We start from the raw sequence: 18,711 nt of genomic DNA, 5'->3' as shown, positions 1-18,711 counted from the left end.
CCGTCCCTAGCCCGCTTCGGACGAGGCGTCGATTGGCCCGAGAACCTCGCGCGCGAGCGGAATCGTCACCGCGCGCCGCCGCGCCAGCGACGCGGTGTCGAGCGCATCGGCGAGCGCGATGACGCCGTGATGACTGCGCGGGGCACGGGGAATGAGGTAAGCGCGCACTTCGAGGGTGAGTTCGAGGCCGCGGCGCTCCAGTTGCTTGGCCAGCAACCGTCCGATCAGGTCGTCGTCGGGCGGGCCGAGGGTCACGGTCGGCGTGGCGGACAGGCGTGATGCCAGATCGGGCAGCACGATCTTCCAGTCCGGGGGCGGCAGTTCGGCAACGAGTAACAAGGGTTTGCGCGTCGCCTGCGCTTCGTTCCACGCCGAAAACAGCGTGCGTTCGTCGGTGCGGTCGGCATCGTCGATCACCCTGCCCCCGCTGCGCCGCCCGAATACCCGTCCGAGCAGGCTGCGGCCCGATTTGCGCGGGCCGGTCAGCAAGGTTGCAAAGACCGGCCATGTGCCGGGCCGTTCGAGGTGGGCGACCGCAACCCGGTTCGATTCGGTTACGATGAATTCGCTGTCGCCATCGTCCACCGGCCAGTCGAGCGGCAGCGCGGGCTGGCTGCTCACCGGCGGATACGCAGCGCCCCGCCGCCTTCGCTGACGCGGAATCCGCGTGCCTCCAGTGCCAGTTTCAGCGTCGCCGCATCGCCCGCAAACGACACGCTCATTACCGATGTGCCACCGAGCGCAAGGCTGGTCGTCGTCGCCGACCTGACCCCCGGCACCCCGCGCACCGCCGATTCGGTGCCGCTGACCGACCCGACATCGGGCGTCTCGAACTGGACGCTGATCGTCGCGACCGTCGTAGCCGGCTCGGGCACAGCCTGGGTGGTGTTGTCGGCAACCGTCTCCTCGGACACGGCTTCGGTCGCGTTCTCGATCAGCGACGGATCGATCACCGGCGTTTCGATCAGCGATGGGTCGGGACGCAATATGCCCATCGCCAGCGCATCGGCATAAATGCCGTCCATCCGCTTGACGCCCTCATCGAGCATTGCCGGTATCTTGTCGCTGCTGTCGACGCGCAGGGCAAAGCTCTGGACGACATTATTGCCCGGGCCGTGCCGCGCGGTGAAGAAGCCGGTTACCGGACCGCCGGGATAGCTGTACTGCAAACGGACGGTCGGGATCAGCACATCCGCCGCGCCGTACTGGTCGAGAATCATCCGCCACCAGTTCCGCCCCGGCCGCTGGGTCTGGCCGTAATTCAGCAGCAAGGGGTCGGATCCGGTACCACTCGGCCGGACATAATCGATCGGACTGTTGCCGGTGCGAAAGCGCGCCCAGGCCTTCTGCCACTCGGTGCGCTGCTCGAAGGTATAGGCAGTGCCGCCCGACCACATCACTGGCACGACCAGCATCGGCGCCGAGCGCGAGACCTCGCCGGTCACGCCCAGTATGGCCCCAGCGCGGGCGCGGTCGAACAGCACGCCCAGGGTCGCGACATAGCGGTTGGGGCCGATCTGCTCGCTCTCGACCACGATCCCGGCGACAATACCGTCGAGCGCCGAATCGCCGAGCGCGGGCGCACCACCGCTGCCGCCGTGCATCTTTGCCCACAGCATCTGCCAGCCCTTGCGCTGTGCGATTCGCCAGCCGCCGAGCCGGGCCGCTTCGGCAGTCTTCGCGCGGACGTCGATGGCGATGCCCGATACCTCGAAGCTGCCCGACGAATCGATAGGCGCGACACCGCGGTCGCCGCCCTCGATCTGGGCGATGACAGCCGCCGCGAGCAACGACGCGCCGACGATGGCAAGAAAGGGAGCAATCCGGAACTTCACGGCGCGCCTTTTGGCGAGTTGCGGTTGGAAAACCAAGCACGATGTCGCTAGCAGCAATTGGATGGACCCGAAACATAACCAACTGTCGCCCTACACCTACGAACAAGCTGGCGTTTCGATCGCGGCGGGCAACGCGCTGGTGCGCGCCATTGGCCCCTTGGCAAAGGCCACACGACGCGCAGGAGCGGATGCCGAACTCGGCGGATTCGGCGGGTTTTTCGACTTGAGGGCGGCCGGATTTACCGATCCGCTGCTGGTCGCTGCGAACGACGGGGTCGGGACCAAGCTGAAACTCGCCATCGAGCACAATCGCCATGACGGGGTCGGCATCGATCTCGTCGCGATGTGCGCCAACGACCTGATCGTGCAGGGTGCCGAACCGCTGTTCTTCCTCGATTATTACGCGACTGCAAAGCTCGACAACAATGTAGCGACCCGCGTCGTCGCGAGCATTGCCGAGGGATGCAAACAGGCGGGCTGCGCGTTGATCGGCGGCGAGACGGCGGAGATGCCGGGAATGTACGCGCCGGGCGATTACGATCTCGCGGGCTTCTGCGTCGGCGCGGTGGAGCGCGATCAGGTCGTGACGGGTACGACTGTTGCCGATGGCGACGTTATTCTCGGTCTGGCCTCATCGGGCGTCCATTCCAACGGCTTTTCGCTGGTTCGCCGATTGGCGATGGATCGCGGTTGGAAGCTCGACCGTCCTGCCCTGTTCGACCTCGACACGCTGCTAATCGACGCACTGATGGCCCCCACGCGGATTTACGTGAAGGCGCTGCTGCCGTCCGTTCGAGACGGCAAAATCAAAGCGATGGCGCACATCACCGGCGGCGGATTGCTCGAAAACATCCCGCGTTGCCTGCCGGACAATATGCAGGCGCGCATCGACGCCGACGCCTGGGAGCAGCCGCGCCTGATGGCCTTCCTGCAGGCACAGGGGAATATCGAGCCTGCGGAGATGGCGAAGACGTTCAACTGCGGGATCGGCATGGCGGTTGTTGTCGCAGCGGGCGATGCGGCGGAGGTGATGGCGGCGCTCGAAGCGGCGGGCGAGACGGTATACCGGATCGGCAAGATCGTCGGCGGCGCGAGTGGCTGCGTCGTGTCAGGATCGGTCGAAACGTGGAGCGCGCAAAGTGCGTGGGAAGCGAGTTATGGGGTCTGAGAAAATCCGCCCCCACCGGGGGCGGGGAACCGCGCCCTCGCGGTGGAGGGGGGCAAACAACGGCTGCGGCAGCAGCCTCGCGCAGCGACACGTGGCGCTGGCGCGCCAGTGCGCTACCGCGCACGTCGTCTGCCCCCCTCCACCGCCGTCGGCGGTTCCCCTCCCCCATCGGGGGCGGATTTGATGAAAACCCCCGTCGTTGTCCTCATCTCAGGCACCGGCACCAACATGGCCGCGCTCGTGTACGCCGCCAAACACCCCGATTGCCCCTATGAAATCGTTCTCGTCGCCTCGAACAACCCCGATGCACCCGGCCTGATCCTGGCGAGTGCCGAGGGCATCGCCACTTTCGCCCATCCCCACACTGGTCTGAAGCGCGCCGAATTCGATGCCATCCTCGACGCCGAAATCCGCAAGTCCGGCGCGCAGTACGTCGCACTCGCCGGCTACATGCGCCTGCTGTCGCCCGAATTCATCGCGAATTGGCGCGACCGCATCGTCAACATCCACCCCTCGCTCCTCCCCGCGCACAAGGGACTTCACACGCACGAGGCCGTCCTCGCGGCGGGCGAACGCGTCACCGGCTGCACCGTCCATGTCGTAACCGAGGCGCTCGACGACGGGCCGGTGCTGGGCCAGACCGAAGTCGCGGTGATCGACGGCGACACGCCCGAGACGCTGGCTGCCCGCGTCCTGATCGCCGAGCACCAGCTCTACAGTCGCTGCCTCGCCGGTTTCGTCGCTGCCGCGACCGGCCCCGAGGCGCTGATCGCCCAAGTCCGCGCACGCGCGGTGGCGCTGCCCGAGGCCGACGAAGTCACCTCGCACGGTATGCCCTGCTGGGGCATCATCAAGGGCAAGAAATTCGCCTATGTCTCGAACGACCATCACGGCGACGGCAAGGTCGCGCTGCTGGTGAAGATCAGCGGCGTCGAGGAACAGGCGACGCTGATCGAGAACGACCCCGACCGCTATTACCGCCCGCCGTATTTCGGCGATGGCTGGGTCGGGATCAGACTCGACCTCGGCGACAACGACTGGGATCACATCGGCGAGTGGCTGGCCCGAAGCTGGCGCGCGGTCGCGCCGCCACGGCTGACGAAGCTGATGAGTATTGCGGACGAGTTTTGATGCGCGCCAAAGGACTCACTGTTAGCACGGCGTTCTTACTAGCTGCATCGTGTGGTGGAGCGTCCAAGCCGCCTCTTCCTCCGTTACTCAAGGGCGCCACAAGCGGCGGCGGTTCGGACTCTCTTTGCCACCCAGTGTCGCCAGACATGAATAATATGCTCGGCGGCAATACGCCGGAGACGGCCGCGCATTCGCCAGAAATTGTTTCCCGCCTCAACGCGCAGTTCCCACCTGGAAGTCCCGCTTTCGCGCTGGAACGCGCGCTTCTCCAGCAGGGCTTCAAGTTCGAGGCGTGCGAGTCCCCGAACGTTAAATTGGCGATCTTTAGGCAGGTCCGCCACAACGGCCTAAATGCTTATCAAGATGCCTTTGGCACAGTCACCTGGAAGACGGACGCATCTGGCAGCATTGTTTGGGCGACCGGAAACATCGCTTTCACTGGCCTGTAATCAGCCCACAATCTCTTCCGGCTTGAAGAAATACGCGATCTCGATTGCCGCATTTTCGTCGCTGTCGCTGCCGTGCACCGAGTTCGCTTCGATGCTTTCGGCGATTTCCTTGCGGATCGTACCCGCATCGGCGTTCGCGGGGTTGGTCGCGCCCATGATGTCGCGGTTGCGCTGCATCGCATTTTCGCCCTCGAGCACCTGCACGACGACGGGGCCGGAGATCATGAACGACACGAGATCGTTGAAAAACGGCCGCTCGCGGTGGACCGCGTAAAAGCCCTCGGCCTGGTCCTTGCTCATCTGGATGCGCTTCGACGCGACGACGCGCAGGCCGCCGTCTTCCAGCATCTTGGTGACGGCACCCGTCAGGTTGCGGCGGGTGGCGTCGGGCTTGATGATCGAGAAGGTGCGTGTCGCGGCCATGACTGGTGCGGCTCCATTTGACAGGGTTGTAAGGTTGCGAGCGCCCCTAGCGGCGGGGCGCTCTTCAATCAACCTTCGTGATTGTCGGCAATATACCGGTCGAGCAACCGCACGCCGTAACCCGTCGCGCCCTTGTCCCAGCCCGGCCCGGGCTTCGACGCCCACACCATCCCCGCAATGTCGAGATGCGCCCAGGCCACGCCCTCGTCGATAAAGCGTTGCAGGAACTGTGCGGCGGTTATGCTGCCGCCTTCGCGGGGGCCGACGTTCTTCATGTCGGCAATCGGGCTGTCGATCAGCTTGTTATACGCCTCACCCAGCGGCATCCGCCACAGCGGGTCGCCGACTGCGCCGCCCGCTGCCACCAGTTGCGTCGCCAGCGCGTCGTCGTTGGCGAAGATGCCGCCATGCTCATGCCCCAGAGACACGATCATGGCGCCCGTCAGGGTTGCGAGATCGACCAGCACCTTGGGGCTGTAGTTCTTCTGCACCCAGGTGATCGCATCGCACAGCACCAGCCGCCCCTCGGCATCTGTGTTGATGACTTCGATGGTCTGGCCCGACATGCTGGTGACGACATCGCCCGGCCGCTGCGCCTTGCCGTCGGGCATGTTCTCGACGAGCCCGCAGACGCCGACGACATAGGCGTTGGCCTTGCGCCCCGCGAGCGCCATCATCGCGCCTGCGACCGCCGCCGCGCCGCCCATGTCCCACTTCATGTCTTCCATGCCAGCGGGGGGTTTCAGCGAAATACCGCCGGTGTCGAAGGTCACGCCCTTGCCGACGAAGACGACAGGCGTCTTCGCAGCGCCGCCAGTGCCGTCCCACTTCATCACCAGCAAGCGCGAGGGCCGTTCGGACCCCTGCCCCACGCCAAGCAACGCGCCCATCCCTGCGGCGGCCATCGCCGCCTCGTCGAGCACTTGCAGCTCGACTCCCATCGCCGCCAGCCGCTGGCAGCGTTCGACGAAGCTTTCGGGATAGATGATGTTCGCCGGTTCGGTGACCAGTTCGCGCGCGAAGCTCACGCCGTCAATCACGGCCGACGCCTTGGTCCACGCCGCGCTTGCATCGTCGCCCGCACTTGCCACGACAATCCTGTCGAGCGTCGGCTTCTGCGTCGCGGGCAGGCGCGTGCGATAGCGATCGTACCGCCAGCCGCGCAGCACGACCCCTTCGAGCATCCGCATCAGCACCGGCGTGGCGACCCCGCCCGCATCGAGTACCAGCGCCGTTTCGCCCGAGGTCAGCAGCTTCGCGGTCAGCGCCGAGCCTGCCTTTACGGCATCGCTTTCGTTCGCGCTGCCGGTGCCGAGCAGCAATATTCGCCGCGCAACCCCGCCCCGCGTCTCGACATATTCGGCAATGCTCCCCGCCTCGCCCTCGAACCGCGCCAGCGACGCGGCAGCGCGCAATCCCTCGGCTGCGGCCTCGCCAGCGATCCGTTCGGCCAGCACGCCCTTGGCGACGGGCAGCACGACAGTCGTAGCAGTATCGGGACGGCTCGGGGCGAATTCGACGTTCATGCGAAGGGGTATTCCTTGAAATCGGCAGCCGGACATTACCGACTCGGCAAGGGATTGCTGTTAGCTGGGCGAGGTGAAGCGTGCAAAAGCCGGATTGCCTCGGACCCGCATCGGGTGCGATAGGCCAGCTGCGATCCGGCGCGCGACAGGTGCTGCCGTTCTCAAGTGCGTGCGAGGCTGTGTGGCAGGGACGATGAAGGTGTTGGGAACGACTGCGGGCCTTTGGCTGGCCGTCGCCGGACCTGCGTTCGCCCAGACCGTCGTCGCGGGAACCGGCGCTGTGCCGCAGGGCGACAAGCCGGCCGAACAGATCGACTTCGCCGCCGATACGCTCGAATATCAGAGCGACGCCGACATCGTTACCGCCAGCGGCGACGTGCGGATGGTGCGGGAGGGCAACCGTGTCCGCGCCGACCGCGTCGTGTGGAACCGCAAGACCGGGCAGGTTCGGGCCATCGGCAATGTCCGCATCGTCAATCCGGGCGGCGACATCGCCTATGGCGATTCGGTAGTGCTGACCGACACACTAAAGGACGGCATGGTCGAAAACCTGCTGATCGTGCTGATCGACGGCGGGCGGATCGCGGCGCGGCGCGGGGTTCAGACGAACGGCATTTCGACCCTTGAGAATGCGGCCTATTCGCCCTGCCCCGTCACCGACAGCAACGGCTGCCCCAAAAATCCGTCGTGGAAGATTTCGGCGGTAAAGGTCATTTACGATCCGGTCCGCAAGCGCATCCGTTTCAACGGTGCGCGGCTCGACGTCTTCGGCATCCCCATCGCAGTGCTGCCGGGCCTTATCGTACCCACCGGCAACGAAGGGGGCAGCGGCCTGTTGATCCCCAATATCGAATATAACCGCACCAACGGCGTACGGGTCGATTTACCCTATTATTTCCGCCTCTCGCCCAACCGCGAGCTTACCCTCACGCCGCGGCTCTATTCCGCGGCGCCACCCGCGCTGGAGGGAAGCTACCGCGCGCTTACCGAAAACGGTGCGTACCGGATTGGTGGCTTTGCCACCTACAGCAAGCGGCTCGTGGCAGGCACGGCGGTCGGATCGAACGAGTTTCGCGGCTATCTCGACGCTGCCGGCAAGTTCCAGATCGACCCTTTGTGGAGCGTGTCGGGTTCGATCCGGCGCGTCACCGACCGGACCCTGTTGCGCCGTTACGACCTTTCCTACGACGACAAGCTGCGTTCGACGATCGCGCTCGAACGGGTCGATCGCGACAGCTATTTCGCGCTGACCGGCTGGGCGGTGCAGACCCTGCGTGCGGGCGTCGTGCAGGGCAGCATCCCGATCGCACTGCCCGAAATCGACTATCGCCGCCGCTTTAACGATCCGCTGCTGGGGGGGCGGGTCGAGTTGCAGCTCAACTCGCTCGCACTCGCCCGCACGGCGGGTCAGGATACCCAGCGGGCCTTTGCCGGCGCGCGGTGGGATTTGCGCCGTCTGACCGACATGGGCCAAGAAATCGTCCTGACCGCCTATGCGCGCGGCGATGTCTATCACAGCAAGGAAAATGCGCTGACCACGACGGTGCAATATCGCGGCACCGGCGGGTGGCAGGGACGCGGCATTGGGGCGCTGGCAGCCGAAATCCGCTGGCCGCTGGTCGGAGCTCTGTGGGGCGGCACCCAGCGGCTGACGCCGCGCCTGCAAGTCGTGGCCTCTCCCGCAACGACGAACCTCAACATCCCCAATGAGGACGCCCGCTCGGTCGATCTCGAGGACAGCAATTTGTTCGCGCTCAACCGTTTCCCCGGCTACGACCGGTGGGAGGACGGCACGCGCATCACCTATGGCCTCGACTGGAATTTCGACGCGCCGCGCTTCTCGGTCGCTGCCACCATCGGACAGAGCTACCGCCTGAACGCCAAGCCGACCCTTTTCCCCGATGGGACCGGCCTGACCGACCGGCTGTCGGACATCGTCGGGCGGACGACGATCCGGTACCGCGACGTCGTGACGCTGACGCACCGCTACCGGCTCGATAAAGACGGCTTCGCGCTGCGTCGCAACGAAGTGGATGCGACGATCGGCAACGACCGCACCTATGCGCTGATCGGCTACCTCCGTCTCAACCGGAACATTTCTGCCACCCTAGAGGATTTGCGGGATCGCGAGGAAATCCGTGTCGGCGGACGGGTCCAGGTTACCCGCTATGTCTCGGTGTTCGGCTCGGCAACGGTCGATCTCACCGACCGGGCAGAGGATCCGCTGTCGATCGCCACCGGGTACCAGCCCGTCCGCCACCGGCTCGGCATCGCTTATACCGACGATTGCCTCGACATCGGCTTCACCTGGAAGCGCGACTACGACACCAGCGGCGACGCCCAGCGGGGGGACTCGTTTCTGCTCAGGCTGGCATTCCGCAATCTAGGTCGCTAACGTCCGGTTCAGCATGGCCGCTGCACAGGCGGTCGCAGGGACGCACCCGGCAGCATTGGCCTACAGGATTGGAACGCAGAGCTTGAAACGAATTGCACAGGGTGCGGCCGTCGCCGCGCTTGCCGTGGCGGCGCTCGCGCCGGTCCTGTCGCCAGCCCAGACCGTTGCCGATTCAAAGGATGTGCCCTCGGCGGCGAACCTCAATTTGCCCGCCGAAATCACCTTGTTCGGCAAGAACGATCCGCATGTCCGCAAGGCGACGGCAATCGTCAACGGCGAGATCATTACCGGCACCGACATCGACCAGCGCCTTGCGCTGATCGTGCTCGCCAACGGCGGCAAAGTGGCGGACGAGGAGCGCGAGCGTCTCAAACTGCAGGTGCTCCGCAATCTGATCGACGAGACGCTGCAGATCCAGGAAGCCAAGGCGCACGACGTCAAGATTTCGCGCGAGGAGATCGAGCAGAGCTATGCCCGTGTATCGCGCAACTTCAAGCGGACGCCCGAGGCAATGAACGCCTATCTGCGCGAGCAGGCATCGTCGGACAAATCGATCAAGCGCCAGATCGAGGGCGAACTCGCGTGGAGCCGGCTGCTTCGCCGTCGTATCGAGCCGTTCGTGAATGTCAGCGACGAAGAGGTGCAGGCCGTCATCGACCGCCTCGAAGCGTCGAAAGGCACCAGGGAATTCCGCGTCGGCGAAATCTATCTGTCGGCAACGCCGGAAAACCAGAATGAAGTGGCCGCGAACGCGCGCAAGATTATCGAACAGATCAAGCAGGGCGGATCGTTCCCCGCCTATGCGCGCCAGTTTTCGGAAGCGTCGACCGCATCGGTCGGGGGCGATCTCGGCTGGGTGCGGAGCGGGCAGTTGCCCGACAGCCTTGCCGCCGCTGTGCAGGAACTGACCGTCGGGCAGCTTGCCGGTCCCATCGCGACACCGGGCGGCTTTTCGATCCTGTACCTGTCCGACAGCCGTCAGGTGCTGACGGCCGACCCGCGCGACGCGCAGCTCAACCTGCGCCAGATGTCGGTGCGGTTCCCGCCGAACATGGCAGAAGCGGACGCCACCGCCCGCGCCGAAGCCTTTGCCAAGGCCACGCGCGAAATGGGCGGGTGCGGCAAGGTCGACGAAGTCGCGAAGGCACAAGGGGCCGAAGTCGTCGATAACGACGCGGTCAAGGTCCGCGACTTGCCCGCGCCGTTGCAGGACATGCTGCTCAAATTGAGCGTCGGCCAGGCGACACCGGTATTCGGGTCGCGCGCCGACGGTATCCGGGTGCTGGTGCTGTGCGGCCGGGACGAGGCGCGCGCCGCTTCGGGCCCGTCTTCCGACCAGCTCCGCCAGCAGATCGAGGAAACGCGCGTCGGCCAGCGTGCCCAGCGCTATCTGCGCGACCTGCGTCGCGACGCGGTGGTGGAGTATCGCTGATCGCATGACCGCTATCGCCGTTGCCTTGGGCGATCCTGCCGGGATCGGGCCGGAAATCGTCGGCAAGGCCTGGGCACAACGCAGCGAAGCGGGCCTCGCGCCCTTCTTCGCCGTCGGCGATACCGGATCGCTCGGGCACGGCTGGATGGGTCCGGTGGCGCGCATATCCGCACCCGAAGACGCCGAGAGCGTGTTCCGCGACGCGCTGCCGGTGCTGCACGTTGCCGATGGCGGCCGCATCACCTCGGGTCAGCCCGATGTCGAGGGCGCACGCTGTGCGCTCGGTTCGCTCGAACTCGCGACCGGGCTGACCCGTTCGGGCGCATCGTGTGCGCTGGTCACGGCCCCCGTATCGAAAGCGCAGCTGTACGGGGTCGGCTTCACCCACCCCGGTCAGACCGAATTCATCGCGGAACGCTGTGGCGTGTCGCCGGACAACGCAGTGATGATGCTGGCGGGGCCGACCCTGCGCGTCGTGCCGGTAACCACCCATATCCCGCTCGCCGAGGTAGCCGGGACGCTGACCACCGAATTGATCGTCGCCAAGGGGCGGGCAACGGCACGCGGCCTCGAACGCGACTTCGGCATCGCCGCGCCGCGCCTTGCCGTTGCGGGCCTTAATCCGCATTCTGGTGAATCGGGGATGATCGGACGCGAGGAAATCGAAATCATCGCGCCTGCCGTCGAGCTGCTGCGTGCCGAGGGGATCGATGCGTTCGGCCCGGTTGCCGCCGACGGCCTCTTCCACCCGCGCGCGCGCGCCACCTATGACGCTGTCATCTGCATGTACCACGACCAGGCGCTGATCCCGCTGAAAGCGCTGCATTTTGACGAGGGCGTCAATGTGACGCTTGGCCTGCCGATCATCAGGACGTCGCCCGATCATGGCACGGCGTTCGGTATCGCGGGCCGTAACATCGCCAATCCCGGTGCGATGATCGCGGCGATCAAGCTGGCTGCCGAGGCTGCCGCCGCACGCGCGGCGTGACCGGAAATATCCGCGCCCCGCTGCGCGAGGTCATTGCCCGCCACGGGCTTTCGGCATCCAAGGCGCTCGGCCAGAACTTCCTGCTCGACGCGCAACTGCTCGACCGGATTGCGCGCGTTCCGGGCGATTTGCGGGGCGCATCGGTGTTCGAGGTCGGCCCCGGTCCCGGCGGCCTGACCCGCGCGCTGATCGATGCGGGCGCGACGGTGACCGCCCTCGAGCGCGACCATCGCTGCCTGCCGGCACTCGCCGAACTCGGCGACGCTCATCCGGGGCTATTGCGGGTGATCGAGGGCGATGCGCTTGCTATGCCGCTCGCCGATGTCTTGCCCGAGGGCGGGCATATCGTCGCCAACCTGCCCTATAATGTCGGGACCGCGCTGTTTACCGGCTGGCTGTCGGGCGAGGCATGGCCGCCGCGCTGGGCGTCGCTGACCCTGATGTTCCAGGCCGAAGTCGCCGAACGCATTGTCGCCGCCCCCGATAGCGGAGCCTATGGCCGCCTCAGCATATTGTCGCAATGGCGCAGCGAAGCGAAGATCGCGATGCGCGTCAATCGCGCCGCCTTTACCCCGCCGCCCAAGGTGATGTCGGCAGTGGTCCATATTGTCCCGAAGCTCGCGCCGGAGGGCGTCCGTGCGGGTACGCTCGAACGATTGACGGCCGCGGCGTTCGGCCAGCGCCGCAAGATGCTGCGTGCCTCGGTCAGAGGCGTGCCGGGTGCCTTAGCGGCGCTCGAAAAGCTGGGTATCGACGCCACACGCCGGGCGGAAACGCTCTCGGTGGAGGAGTTTGTGCAGGTGGCGAGGGAATTGGGCTGACCAAATTCCTCCTCAGCGAAGCGCAGGGGAGGTGGCGCAAATGCGCCAGAGGGGCGCGAGCGCAGCGAGCGACACTGTCCCACACGAAACATCGCCCGCCGCTGAACGTGGCGGCCCCTCCGCCCTGCGGGCACCTCCCCTGCGCTTCGCTGGGGAGGAGTTTAGGTTAGCGCGGCGTGGTCACCGGCAGCACCGGCGCAGCCTGTGCCGATTGCACCACGGGCGGGGGCCCCTTTTCGATCACTGCCGCCAGCCGTGCGCCATCGGGACAGGCCCCGACGCACAATGTCTTGATCCGCGCAAGATTCTCCTTTGCCTTGGTCACTGCGCCCTTGGCGACCATCGCTTCGCCCTGCCCGGCCAACGCCGCAATATCATTGGGTTCGATCAGCAGCGATTCACGATAGAGGCGGATCGCCTTGCCCGGCAGGCCCTGTTTCTGCGCGACTTCGGCGAGCAGCGCGTACGCCGTGCGGTTGCGCGGATCGACCGCCAGCGCGGATTCCAGCGCGTCATTGGCGGTCTCGAACCGGCCGGCCGTCAGCTCGCTTCTGGCCTGCGTGACCAGCAACACAGACCGCGCATCGATGACCGCATCGGGCCGCTGGCCATGGCCGACACTCGATACCGTCGCCAACAGCAGGGCGATCCCGAGGGCGGGCGGGGTAAGACGCATGGCAAGCTCCAGAACCATTTAGGCGTTCAGGCTAGCACGGCGAAACCAGCCGCGCGACGAAAAAACCGTCGGTGCCGTCGTGACCGGGCGAGAGCACCCGCCCCTTCCCCGCCGGACGCCCGTGGTCGAACGGCGAAACGCTCGTCCAGCCGGGATAGCGCGCCAGAAATGCGTCGACCTGCCCAGCTCCCTCACGCGCGATCAGCGAGCAGACCGCATAAACAATCGCGCCGCCCGGTTTGACCAGCGGTACGGCGAGATCAAGGACGTGGCGCTGCACCTGCACCAGCTTGTCCAGCCGCGCCGGTTGCAGCCGCCAGCGCGCTTCGGGATTGCGGCGGAGCGTGCCCGACCCTGAACAAGGCGCATCGACCAGCACGACATCGGCCTGCCCGGCAAGCGGGGCAAGGTTCTCCACCTCATGCCCGCCGTCGAGCAACTGCACCTCGACCGCCGCGCCCGCACGCTCGGCGCGCGCCGGAAGTTGCGACAGCCGGCGCTTGTCGGTGTCGGCGGCGATCAACCGGCCTTCTCCCCGCATTGCCGAAGCCAAGGCCAAAGTCTTGCCGCCCCCGCCCGCGCAAAGATCGACAACGGTCATCCCCGCCGCCGCCGCGCAGGCCGCAACGATCATCTGGCTCCCGGCGTCCTGAACCTCGACCAGCCCGCCCTGCCATGGCTCGCTGGTTTCGACGTTGAAACTGTCGGTGAAGCGTAGCCCGTCCTCGGTGTGCGGGATAGCGGTTGCCTCGGGCCATAGCGCGAGCAATTCCTCGCGCGTCGTCCTCAAACGGTTGGCGCGCAAATCGAGCGGTGCCCGTTCGAGCAACGCGGCATGCTCGACCTCGGGTATCATCCGCGCCAGCCACGCGGGCATCGGCACCGGCTCGTCGCGAACTTCGCCTTTTTCGAGCGGGGCCGGACCATAGGGAGACCCGTCGAATAGCGGCGCGAGCGTCTCGTCGTAATCGGCCAGCCGCCCGAACGCCGAACGCCCGCTGACCGGCATCTCCCCGAAGCTGCGGATCGCGCGATAGACCAGATCGCGCACCGCGCGGCGGTCCTTCGATCCGGCAAAACGCCGCGTCGAAAACCATTTGGCGACAATAGTGTCCGCGGCCGCCCCGTTGTCGCGGGCTGACGCAAGGATCAGGTCGAGGATTTCGATAGCGGATTGAAGTCTGGCGGAGGGAGTCACCGGGTGGGGTAATTCGGGGCTTCGCGCGTGATCGTCACGTCATGGACATGGCTTTCGCGCAACCCTGCGCCGGTGATCCGCACGAACCGCGCGCGCTTTTGCAATTCGGCAATGGTCGCCGCGCCGGTATAGCCCATCGCCGCCTTCACCCCGCCGACAAGCTGGTGAATGACGTCCTTGGCCGGACCTTTATAGGCGACCTGCCCTTCGATTCCTTCGGGCACCAGCTTGAGCTGATCCTTGATATCCTGCTGGAAATAGCGGTCGGCCGAGCCCCGCGCCATTGCGCCGACACTGCCCATGCCGCGATAGGATTTATACGCCCGGCCCTGGTAGAGGAAGGTTTCCCCCGGTGCCTCGGTTGTCCCCGCGAGCAGCGACCCGACCATCACGGCGCTGCCGCCCGCTGCCAATGCCTTCGCCACATCGCCCGACGTGCGCAAACCACCGTCGGCAATCACCGGCACGCCCGATTTTGCCGCTTCCTCGGCACTGTCCATGATCGCGGTCAGCTGCGGTACACCCACGCCCGCAATGACGCGCGTCGTGCAGATGCTCCCCGGCCCGATGCCGACCTTCACCGCATCCGCCCCCGCGCCGATCAGCGCACGCGTCGCTTCGCCCGTCGCGACATTGCCCGCGACGATCTGCACCGAATTCGACAGTTTGCGAACTCGTTCGACAGCAGCGGCGACCATCTTCGAATGGCCGTGCGCCGTATCGATGACGATCAGGTCGCATTCGGCATCGATCAGCGCTTGCGTTCGCTCGAAGCCAGCGTCGCCGACGGTCGTCGCCGCCGCGACCCGCAGCCGCCCTGTGCTGTCCTTGGTCGCGTCGGGATAGGTGACCGCCTTTTCGATATCCTTGACCGTGATGAGCCCGACGCAGCGATAATCCGCGTCCACCACCAGCAGTTTCTCGATCCGCCGCTGGTGCAACAAGCGACGGGCCTCGTCCTCGCCGACCCCCGCTTGCACAGTGGCGAGGTTTTGCGACGTCATCAATTCGCTGACCGGCTGGTTAGGGTTACCGGCAAAGCGCACGTCGCGGTTGGTCAATATGCCGACGAGCTTGCCCGACGCCTCGACCACCGGAATCCCCGATATCTTGTGCCGCGCCATCATCGCCTGCGCATCGCCCAAGGTCTGGTCGGGGTGGATGGTAATCGGGTTGACGACCATGCCGCTCTCGAACCGCTTGACCTGGCGCACCGCCGCGCATTGTTCTTCGAGAGTCAGATTGCGATGCAGCACGCCCAGCCCGCCAAGCTGCGCCATGACGATCGCCATATCGGCCTCGGTCACCGTATCCATCGCCGACGACAGGATCGGAATGTTGAGCGTGATGTCGCGGGTGATCCGCGTGCGGGTATCCGCCTGGCTGGGCAGCACATCGGACGCGCCGGGCTGAAGCAGGACGTCGTCGAAAGTGAGTCCGAGCGGAATGTCGAAAGCCAAGCGATATGCCCTTTTGTCTGGCGAGTCGTGGCGGTCCATGTAACCGCGTGTCCCGCTCCACGCCAGTCGTGCCGATTCCGCTTGGCGCACCCCGTCGAACCCGCGATACTGCGTACCATTCGCGGGGAGAGCTTTCGATGGAATATCTGGTCATCACATTGGCCGTACTCGGCATCGTCTATGTCATGATGGCTGTGAAGATGGTCCGGCAGGGCTATCAATACACCATCGAACGCTTCGGCAAGTTCACGACCGTCGCACAGCCCGGCCTCACCCTCATCTTCCCGTTCATCGACCGCGTCGGGCGCAAGGTGAACATGATGGAGCAGGTGCTCGACATTCCGGGCCAGGAAATCATCACCAAGGACAATGCGATGGTCGCGGTCGACGGGGTGGTGTTCTTCCAGGTGCTCGACGCTGCCAAGGCCGCTTACGAGGTCAGCGACCTTTATCTCGCGGTCATGCAGCTCACGACGACCAACCTGCGGACCGTGATGGGCAGCATGGACCTCGACGAAACCCTGTCGAAGCGCGACGAGATCAACGGGCGGCTGCTCAGCATCATCGATCTGGCGACCGAGGCCTGGGGTGTGAAGATCACCCGTATCGAGCTGAAGGACATCCGCCCGCCCGCCGACATCGTCAACGCCATGACCCGCCAGATGAAGGCTGAACGCGAAAAGCGCGCGACCATCCTTGAGTCGGAGGCTGCGCGCCAGAACGACATCAACCGCGCCGAGGGGCAGAAACAGTCGCAAATCCTCGAAGCCGAGGGCCGCAAGGAGGCCGCCTTCCGCGATGCCGAGGCGCGCGAACGCTCGGCGCAGGCCGAAGCCGAGGCCACCCGCCTCGTATCGACCGCGATCGAGAACGGCAGCAGCCAGTCGCTGAACTATTTCATCGCGCAGAAATATGTCGAGGCGGTCGGCCTGTTCGCGACATCGCCCAATGCCAAGACCATATTGTTCCCGGTCGAGGCGACGCAGCTGATCGGCACACTCGGCGGCATCGGCGAGCTGGCGCGTGAAGCCTTCGGAGACGCCGCGCCCAAACCCCCGACCCCGCCCGCCCCGCGCCGTCGCGGGCCGTTCGAGGGACCGGCGGAGGTTGCCGGACAATGAACGGGCCGTTCGGGTTGGCAGACCATTGGCTGTGGATGATCGCCGGCGCTTTGCTCGGCATTGCCGAAATGCTGCTGCCGGGCGTTTTCCTGATCTGGATCGGCGCAGCGGCGGTGTTGACCGGCGTGCTCGCGCTGCTGCTGCCCATCGGCGCAATCCCGCAATTCCTGATCTTCGCAGTCGCCAGCGTCGCCGCGATCTACGCGGGGCGTAAATATCTAACGCACAACCCGATCGTCAGCGCCGACCCGCTGCTCAACGACAAAAGCGCGCGGTTGGTGGGGAGTATCGTGACTGCCGTCGAACCCGTCGATGCGTTGTCGGGGCGGGTGAAGGTCGGCGACGGGGTATGGTCGGCGCGAGGGGCAGAGGCCGCCGTCGGCGACCGGCTAAGGGTAACCGGTTGCGACGGGGCAGTGCTGGTGGTGGAGCGGGCTTAGACTTTACAGCTCGCTTGTTTCGATACTCACGTCCGCCAGCGTCGCCGCCGTCACCCGCTCGCCGAACGCCACCGCCCGCCGCTCGGCGTAAACGCCGTCCGACGGTGCCCACATCTGGTGGATGACACGTGCGTCGCGCTCGACAACCCAATATTCAGGGACGCCCGCGCCCGCATAGAGCCGCAGCTTCACACCGAGGTCGGTCGCCGCCGTCGAATCCGAAATCTCGATGGCCAGTTTCAGCTTGGCGAGCGGCAAAACCCCCTCGTCATTGTCTTCGCAGACTGAAATATCGGGTTCAGGGACCGAGTCGTCCGTGAGCGACACCGAGCCGCCACTGAAAACGCGCAACGAACTTTTGACCTTTCGAAGTGCCAGACCCAGCTCGAAATTGAAATCGGACACGGTTCGCGCGTGCCAACTATGTGCTGGAGACAACGTCCAAACCTCCCCCTCGATCAGTTCGGTTCGACCATAGCCGTCGAATGCCCCCGCATCCGAAAGCATCAGATAATCGATCGCGCGCAGACCGATCTTTTTCGGCGAGGGAAAGGGCGTGACTGCGTTCATAGCGCAAGCATATCACCCCGGCAGTTGTGCTGCCAGAGGGCGGGCGCTCAGTCTTTCTTGCCGCCCAGTAACCCCGACGCCAGCCCGCCGAGCGTGCCCATGATGCCGCCTGCGCCGCCGCCTTGGTCGCCCAGCATTTCGGCAAAGCGGCCCAGCGATCCCTCGCCACCGATATGGCCGACGATCTGTTGCAGGACATCGCCCGATAGGCCGGTGTTGGCCGCCGCCGTCTCGATGGTGTCGGTCGGCGCGGTGTGGGCCTGACCGAGCGCGGTCATCGCCATTTCGACCTGTTCTTCCGACAGGCCGACCTTGGTCGCGAGGTTCGCGACATCGACATTGCCGACCAGCTGGCCGAGGATTCCGTCGAGCATTCCCATGAGATCCGTCCTTTCGTGGAGAAAATTCAGCGCGCGAATTTGGCTGCCATACCCATGATGTCGTCGAGCGGATTGCCGTCGCCGTCCATGTCGAGCATCGAGGCAAGGCCGCCCAAACCGCCCGCCGGTGCCGCCGCCTGCTGCTGCCCGCCGCCAAGAACCGACCCGAGGATGCCGCCGAGGCCGCCCGCACCCTGTTGGCCGCCACCGAGAACCGAGCCGAGAACGCTGCCGAGCATGCCCCCGCCGCCTTCCTGACCGCCGCCCGCCTGTTTCGCCATATAGCCAGCAACCAGCATGGCGACGAGCGGGAGCATCTTCTTGAGCAGGTCGCCCGACACGCCGCTTTTCGCCGAGGCGTCCGCCGCGACCGCGCGGCTGGTGTCCTTCGACCCGAAAATCTGGCCGAGCACATTGTTGCCCGCGTCGACATTCGACGGACCGGCACCGAGCACGCTATCGAGCAAGCCGCCGCCACCCAGCCCCTGCACGACGTTCAACAGGCCACCGAGGCCTTCCGGCTGCGCCTGAGCCTGCCCCTTGAACCCGCCGAGCACAGCGGGAAGCAGCGCGGTCACGCCCGCTTGCGCCGTGCCCTCGTCGATGCCGAGTTCTCGCGCGATCGAGCCGATACCGCCGCTTTGGGCAATGATGTCACCGATGTTCACAGACCGACTCCCGATTATTCGTTTCGCGGG

The 18,711-nt window shown here is 65.7% G+C and carries 19 protein-coding genes; 9 read left to right on the top strand and 10 right to left on the bottom strand.

From position 1 onward, the window contains the following. Positions 1-6: 6 nt before the first annotated feature. On the bottom strand, positions 7-621 hold the full coding sequence (locus tag M0209_RS04065) for an HdaA/DnaA family protein (RefSeq protein WP_258887023.1): 615 nt from the start codon (positions 619-621) through the stop codon (positions 7-9). Next, positions 618-1,835 carry a heavy-metal-associated domain-containing protein gene (locus M0209_RS04060; protein ID WP_258887022.1) on the bottom strand — a complete coding sequence of 406 codons (1,218 nt, stop codon included), beginning with the start codon at positions 1,833-1,835 and terminating at the stop codon, positions 618-620. Before M0209_RS04060 ends, M0209_RS04065 begins: the two co-directional genes overlap by 4 nt. Positions 1,836-1,896: 61 nt before the next feature. Here M0209_RS04060 and purM point away from each other — a divergent pair, with 61 nt between their 5' ends. From purM to M0209_RS04045, 3 genes are all read left to right on the top strand, one after another. After that, positions 1,897-3,003 (top strand): phosphoribosylformylglycinamidine cyclo-ligase, encoded by a 1,107-nt coding sequence (gene purM, locus M0209_RS04055; protein ID WP_258887021.1) that lies wholly within the window; start codon positions 1,897-1,899, stop codon positions 3,001-3,003. Between the two features lie 183 nt (positions 3,004-3,186). After that, positions 3,187-4,134: a phosphoribosylglycinamide formyltransferase gene (gene purN, locus M0209_RS04050; protein ID WP_258887020.1), complete on the top strand. Its 948-nt coding sequence runs from the start codon at positions 3,187-3,189 to the stop codon at positions 4,132-4,134. A gap of 146 nt (positions 4,135-4,280) precedes the next feature. Next, positions 4,281-4,583, top strand: a complete 303-nt coding sequence (locus tag M0209_RS04045) for a hypothetical protein (RefSeq protein ID WP_258887019.1) — start codon at positions 4,281-4,283, stop codon at positions 4,581-4,583. Here M0209_RS04045 and ndk read toward each other — a convergent pair whose 3' ends face one another. Then, positions 4,584-5,006: a nucleoside-diphosphate kinase gene (gene ndk / locus M0209_RS04040; RefSeq protein WP_258887018.1), complete on the bottom strand. Its 423-nt coding sequence runs from the start codon at positions 5,004-5,006 to the stop codon at positions 4,584-4,586. It lies immediately after the preceding gene. Positions 5,007-5,074: 68 nt separating this feature from the next. Further along, a complete protein-coding gene (locus M0209_RS04035; RefSeq protein ID WP_258887017.1) occupies positions 5,075-6,532 on the bottom strand; it encodes a leucyl aminopeptidase in 1,458 nt (485 codons plus the stop codon). A gap of 193 nt (positions 6,533-6,725) precedes the next feature. Here M0209_RS04035 and M0209_RS04030 point away from each other — a divergent pair, with 193 nt between their 5' ends. From M0209_RS04030 to rsmA, 4 genes are read left to right on the top strand one after another with little or no spacing between them, the layout of a single operon-like run. Then, positions 6,726-8,927: an LPS-assembly protein LptD gene (locus tag M0209_RS04030; RefSeq protein WP_258887016.1), complete on the top strand. Its 2,202-nt coding sequence runs from the start codon at positions 6,726-6,728 to the stop codon at positions 8,925-8,927. A 13-nt stretch (positions 8,928-8,940) separates the two neighbouring features. After that, entirely contained in the window at positions 8,941-10,359 is a 1,419-nt protein-coding gene (locus M0209_RS04025; protein WP_408988177.1) for a peptidylprolyl isomerase, read from the top strand. 4 nt (positions 10,360-10,363) lie between these two features. Further along, on the top strand, positions 10,364-11,347 hold the full coding sequence (gene pdxA / locus M0209_RS04020) for a 4-hydroxythreonine-4-phosphate dehydrogenase PdxA (RefSeq protein ID WP_258887015.1): 984 nt from the start codon (positions 10,364-10,366) through the stop codon (positions 11,345-11,347). Then, complete coding sequence (gene rsmA, locus M0209_RS04015) at positions 11,344-12,168, top strand: 16S rRNA (adenine(1518)-N(6)/adenine(1519)-N(6))-dimethyltransferase RsmA (protein ID WP_258887014.1); 825 nt, start codon at positions 11,344-11,346, stop codon at positions 12,166-12,168. The genes pdxA and rsmA overlap by 4 nt, the downstream gene beginning before the upstream one ends. 166 nt (positions 12,169-12,334) lie before the next feature. Here the strand turns inward: rsmA and M0209_RS04010 are convergent, their stop codons facing one another. From M0209_RS04010 to guaB, 3 genes are read right to left on the bottom strand one after another with little or no spacing between them, the layout of a single operon-like run. Beyond that, on the bottom strand, positions 12,335-12,844 hold the full coding sequence (locus M0209_RS04010; RefSeq protein WP_258887013.1) for a M48 family metallopeptidase: 510 nt from the start codon (positions 12,842-12,844) through the stop codon (positions 12,335-12,337). A gap of 31 nt (positions 12,845-12,875) precedes the next feature. Continuing rightward, on the bottom strand, positions 12,876-14,042 hold the full coding sequence (locus M0209_RS04005) for an RsmB/NOP family class I SAM-dependent RNA methyltransferase (RefSeq protein WP_258887012.1): 1,167 nt from the start codon (positions 14,040-14,042) through the stop codon (positions 12,876-12,878). After that, a complete protein-coding gene (guaB, locus tag M0209_RS04000; protein ID WP_408988176.1) occupies positions 14,039-15,541 on the bottom strand; it encodes an IMP dehydrogenase in 1,503 nt (500 codons plus the stop codon). The genes M0209_RS04005 and guaB overlap by 4 nt, the downstream gene beginning before the upstream one ends. Positions 15,542-15,639: 98 nt before the next feature. Between guaB and M0209_RS03995 the strand changes: the two genes are divergently transcribed. Together M0209_RS03995 and M0209_RS03990 are read left to right on the top strand one after the other, a co-directional pair. Further along, on the top strand, positions 15,640-16,623 hold the full coding sequence (locus tag M0209_RS03995) for an SPFH domain-containing protein (RefSeq protein ID WP_258887010.1): 984 nt from the start codon (positions 15,640-15,642) through the stop codon (positions 16,621-16,623). Then, positions 16,620-17,063, top strand: a complete 444-nt coding sequence (locus tag M0209_RS03990) for an NfeD family protein (protein WP_258887009.1) — start codon at positions 16,620-16,622, stop codon at positions 17,061-17,063. Before M0209_RS03995 ends, M0209_RS03990 begins: the two co-directional genes overlap by 4 nt. A gap of 3 nt (positions 17,064-17,066) precedes the next feature. Here the strand turns inward: M0209_RS03990 and M0209_RS03985 are convergent, their stop codons facing one another. From M0209_RS03985 to M0209_RS03975, 3 genes are read right to left on the bottom strand one after another with little or no spacing between them, the layout of a single operon-like run. Then, complete coding sequence (locus M0209_RS03985) at positions 17,067-17,633, bottom strand: Uma2 family endonuclease (RefSeq protein ID WP_258887008.1); 567 nt, start codon at positions 17,631-17,633, stop codon at positions 17,067-17,069. 47 nt (positions 17,634-17,680) lie between these two features. Then, positions 17,681-18,013 carry a hypothetical protein gene (locus M0209_RS03980; RefSeq protein WP_258887007.1) on the bottom strand — a complete coding sequence of 111 codons (333 nt, stop codon included), beginning with the start codon at positions 18,011-18,013 and terminating at the stop codon, positions 17,681-17,683. 26 nt (positions 18,014-18,039) lie between these two features. Further along, positions 18,040-18,681: a DUF937 domain-containing protein gene (locus tag M0209_RS03975; protein WP_258887006.1), complete on the bottom strand. Its 642-nt coding sequence runs from the start codon at positions 18,679-18,681 to the stop codon at positions 18,040-18,042. Positions 18,682-18,711 lie beyond the last annotated feature (30 nt).

The organism is Sphingomonas sp. SUN039 (genome assembly GCF_024758725.1).
In the GTDB taxonomy this organism is placed as follows: Bacteria; Pseudomonadota; Alphaproteobacteria; order Sphingomonadales; family Sphingomonadaceae; genus Sphingomonas_O.
The sequence above is the reverse complement of the archived record's forward strand: the minus strand, read 5'-3'. Positions and strand labels throughout refer to the sequence as shown.

What these genes read in the sequence shown, in the direction of transcription:
- purM (WP_258887021.1), top strand. Translation starts at nt 1,897, where the DNA reads ATGGACCCGAAACATAACCAACTGTCGCCCTACACCTACGAACAAGCT.
- purN (WP_258887020.1), top strand. Translation starts at nt 3,187, where the DNA reads ATGAAAACCCCCGTCGTTGTCCTCATCTCAGGCACCGGCACCAACATG.
- M0209_RS04045 (WP_258887019.1), top strand. Translation starts at nt 4,281, where the DNA reads ATGAATAATATGCTCGGCGGCAATACGCCGGAGACGGCCGCGCATTCG.
- ndk (WP_258887018.1), bottom strand. Translation starts at nt 5,006, where the DNA reads ATGGCCGCGACACGCACCTTCTCGATCATCAAGCCCGACGCCACCCGC.
- M0209_RS04035 (WP_258887017.1), bottom strand. Translation starts at nt 6,532, where the DNA reads ATGAACGTCGAATTCGCCCCGAGCCGTCCCGATACTGCTACGACTGTC.
- M0209_RS04030 (WP_258887016.1), top strand. Translation starts at nt 6,726, where the DNA reads ATGAAGGTGTTGGGAACGACTGCGGGCCTTTGGCTGGCCGTCGCCGGA.
- M0209_RS04025 (WP_408988177.1), top strand. Translation starts at nt 8,941, where the DNA reads ATGGCCGCTGCACAGGCGGTCGCAGGGACGCACCCGGCAGCATTGGCC.
- pdxA (WP_258887015.1), top strand. Translation starts at nt 10,364, where the DNA reads ATGACCGCTATCGCCGTTGCCTTGGGCGATCCTGCCGGGATCGGGCCG.
- M0209_RS04010 (WP_258887013.1), bottom strand. Translation starts at nt 12,844, where the DNA reads ATGCGTCTTACCCCGCCCGCCCTCGGGATCGCCCTGCTGTTGGCGACG.
- guaB (WP_408988176.1), bottom strand. Translation starts at nt 15,541, where the DNA reads ATGGACCGCCACGACTCGCCAGACAAAAGGGCATATCGCTTGGCTTTC.
- M0209_RS03995 (WP_258887010.1), top strand. Translation starts at nt 15,640, where the DNA reads ATGGAATATCTGGTCATCACATTGGCCGTACTCGGCATCGTCTATGTC.
- M0209_RS03990 (WP_258887009.1), top strand. Translation starts at nt 16,620, where the DNA reads ATGAACGGGCCGTTCGGGTTGGCAGACCATTGGCTGTGGATGATCGCC.
- M0209_RS03985 (WP_258887008.1), bottom strand. Translation starts at nt 17,633, where the DNA reads ATGAACGCAGTCACGCCCTTTCCCTCGCCGAAAAAGATCGGTCTGCGC.
- M0209_RS03980 (WP_258887007.1), bottom strand. Translation starts at nt 18,013, where the DNA reads ATGGGAATGCTCGACGGAATCCTCGGCCAGCTGGTCGGCAATGTCGAT.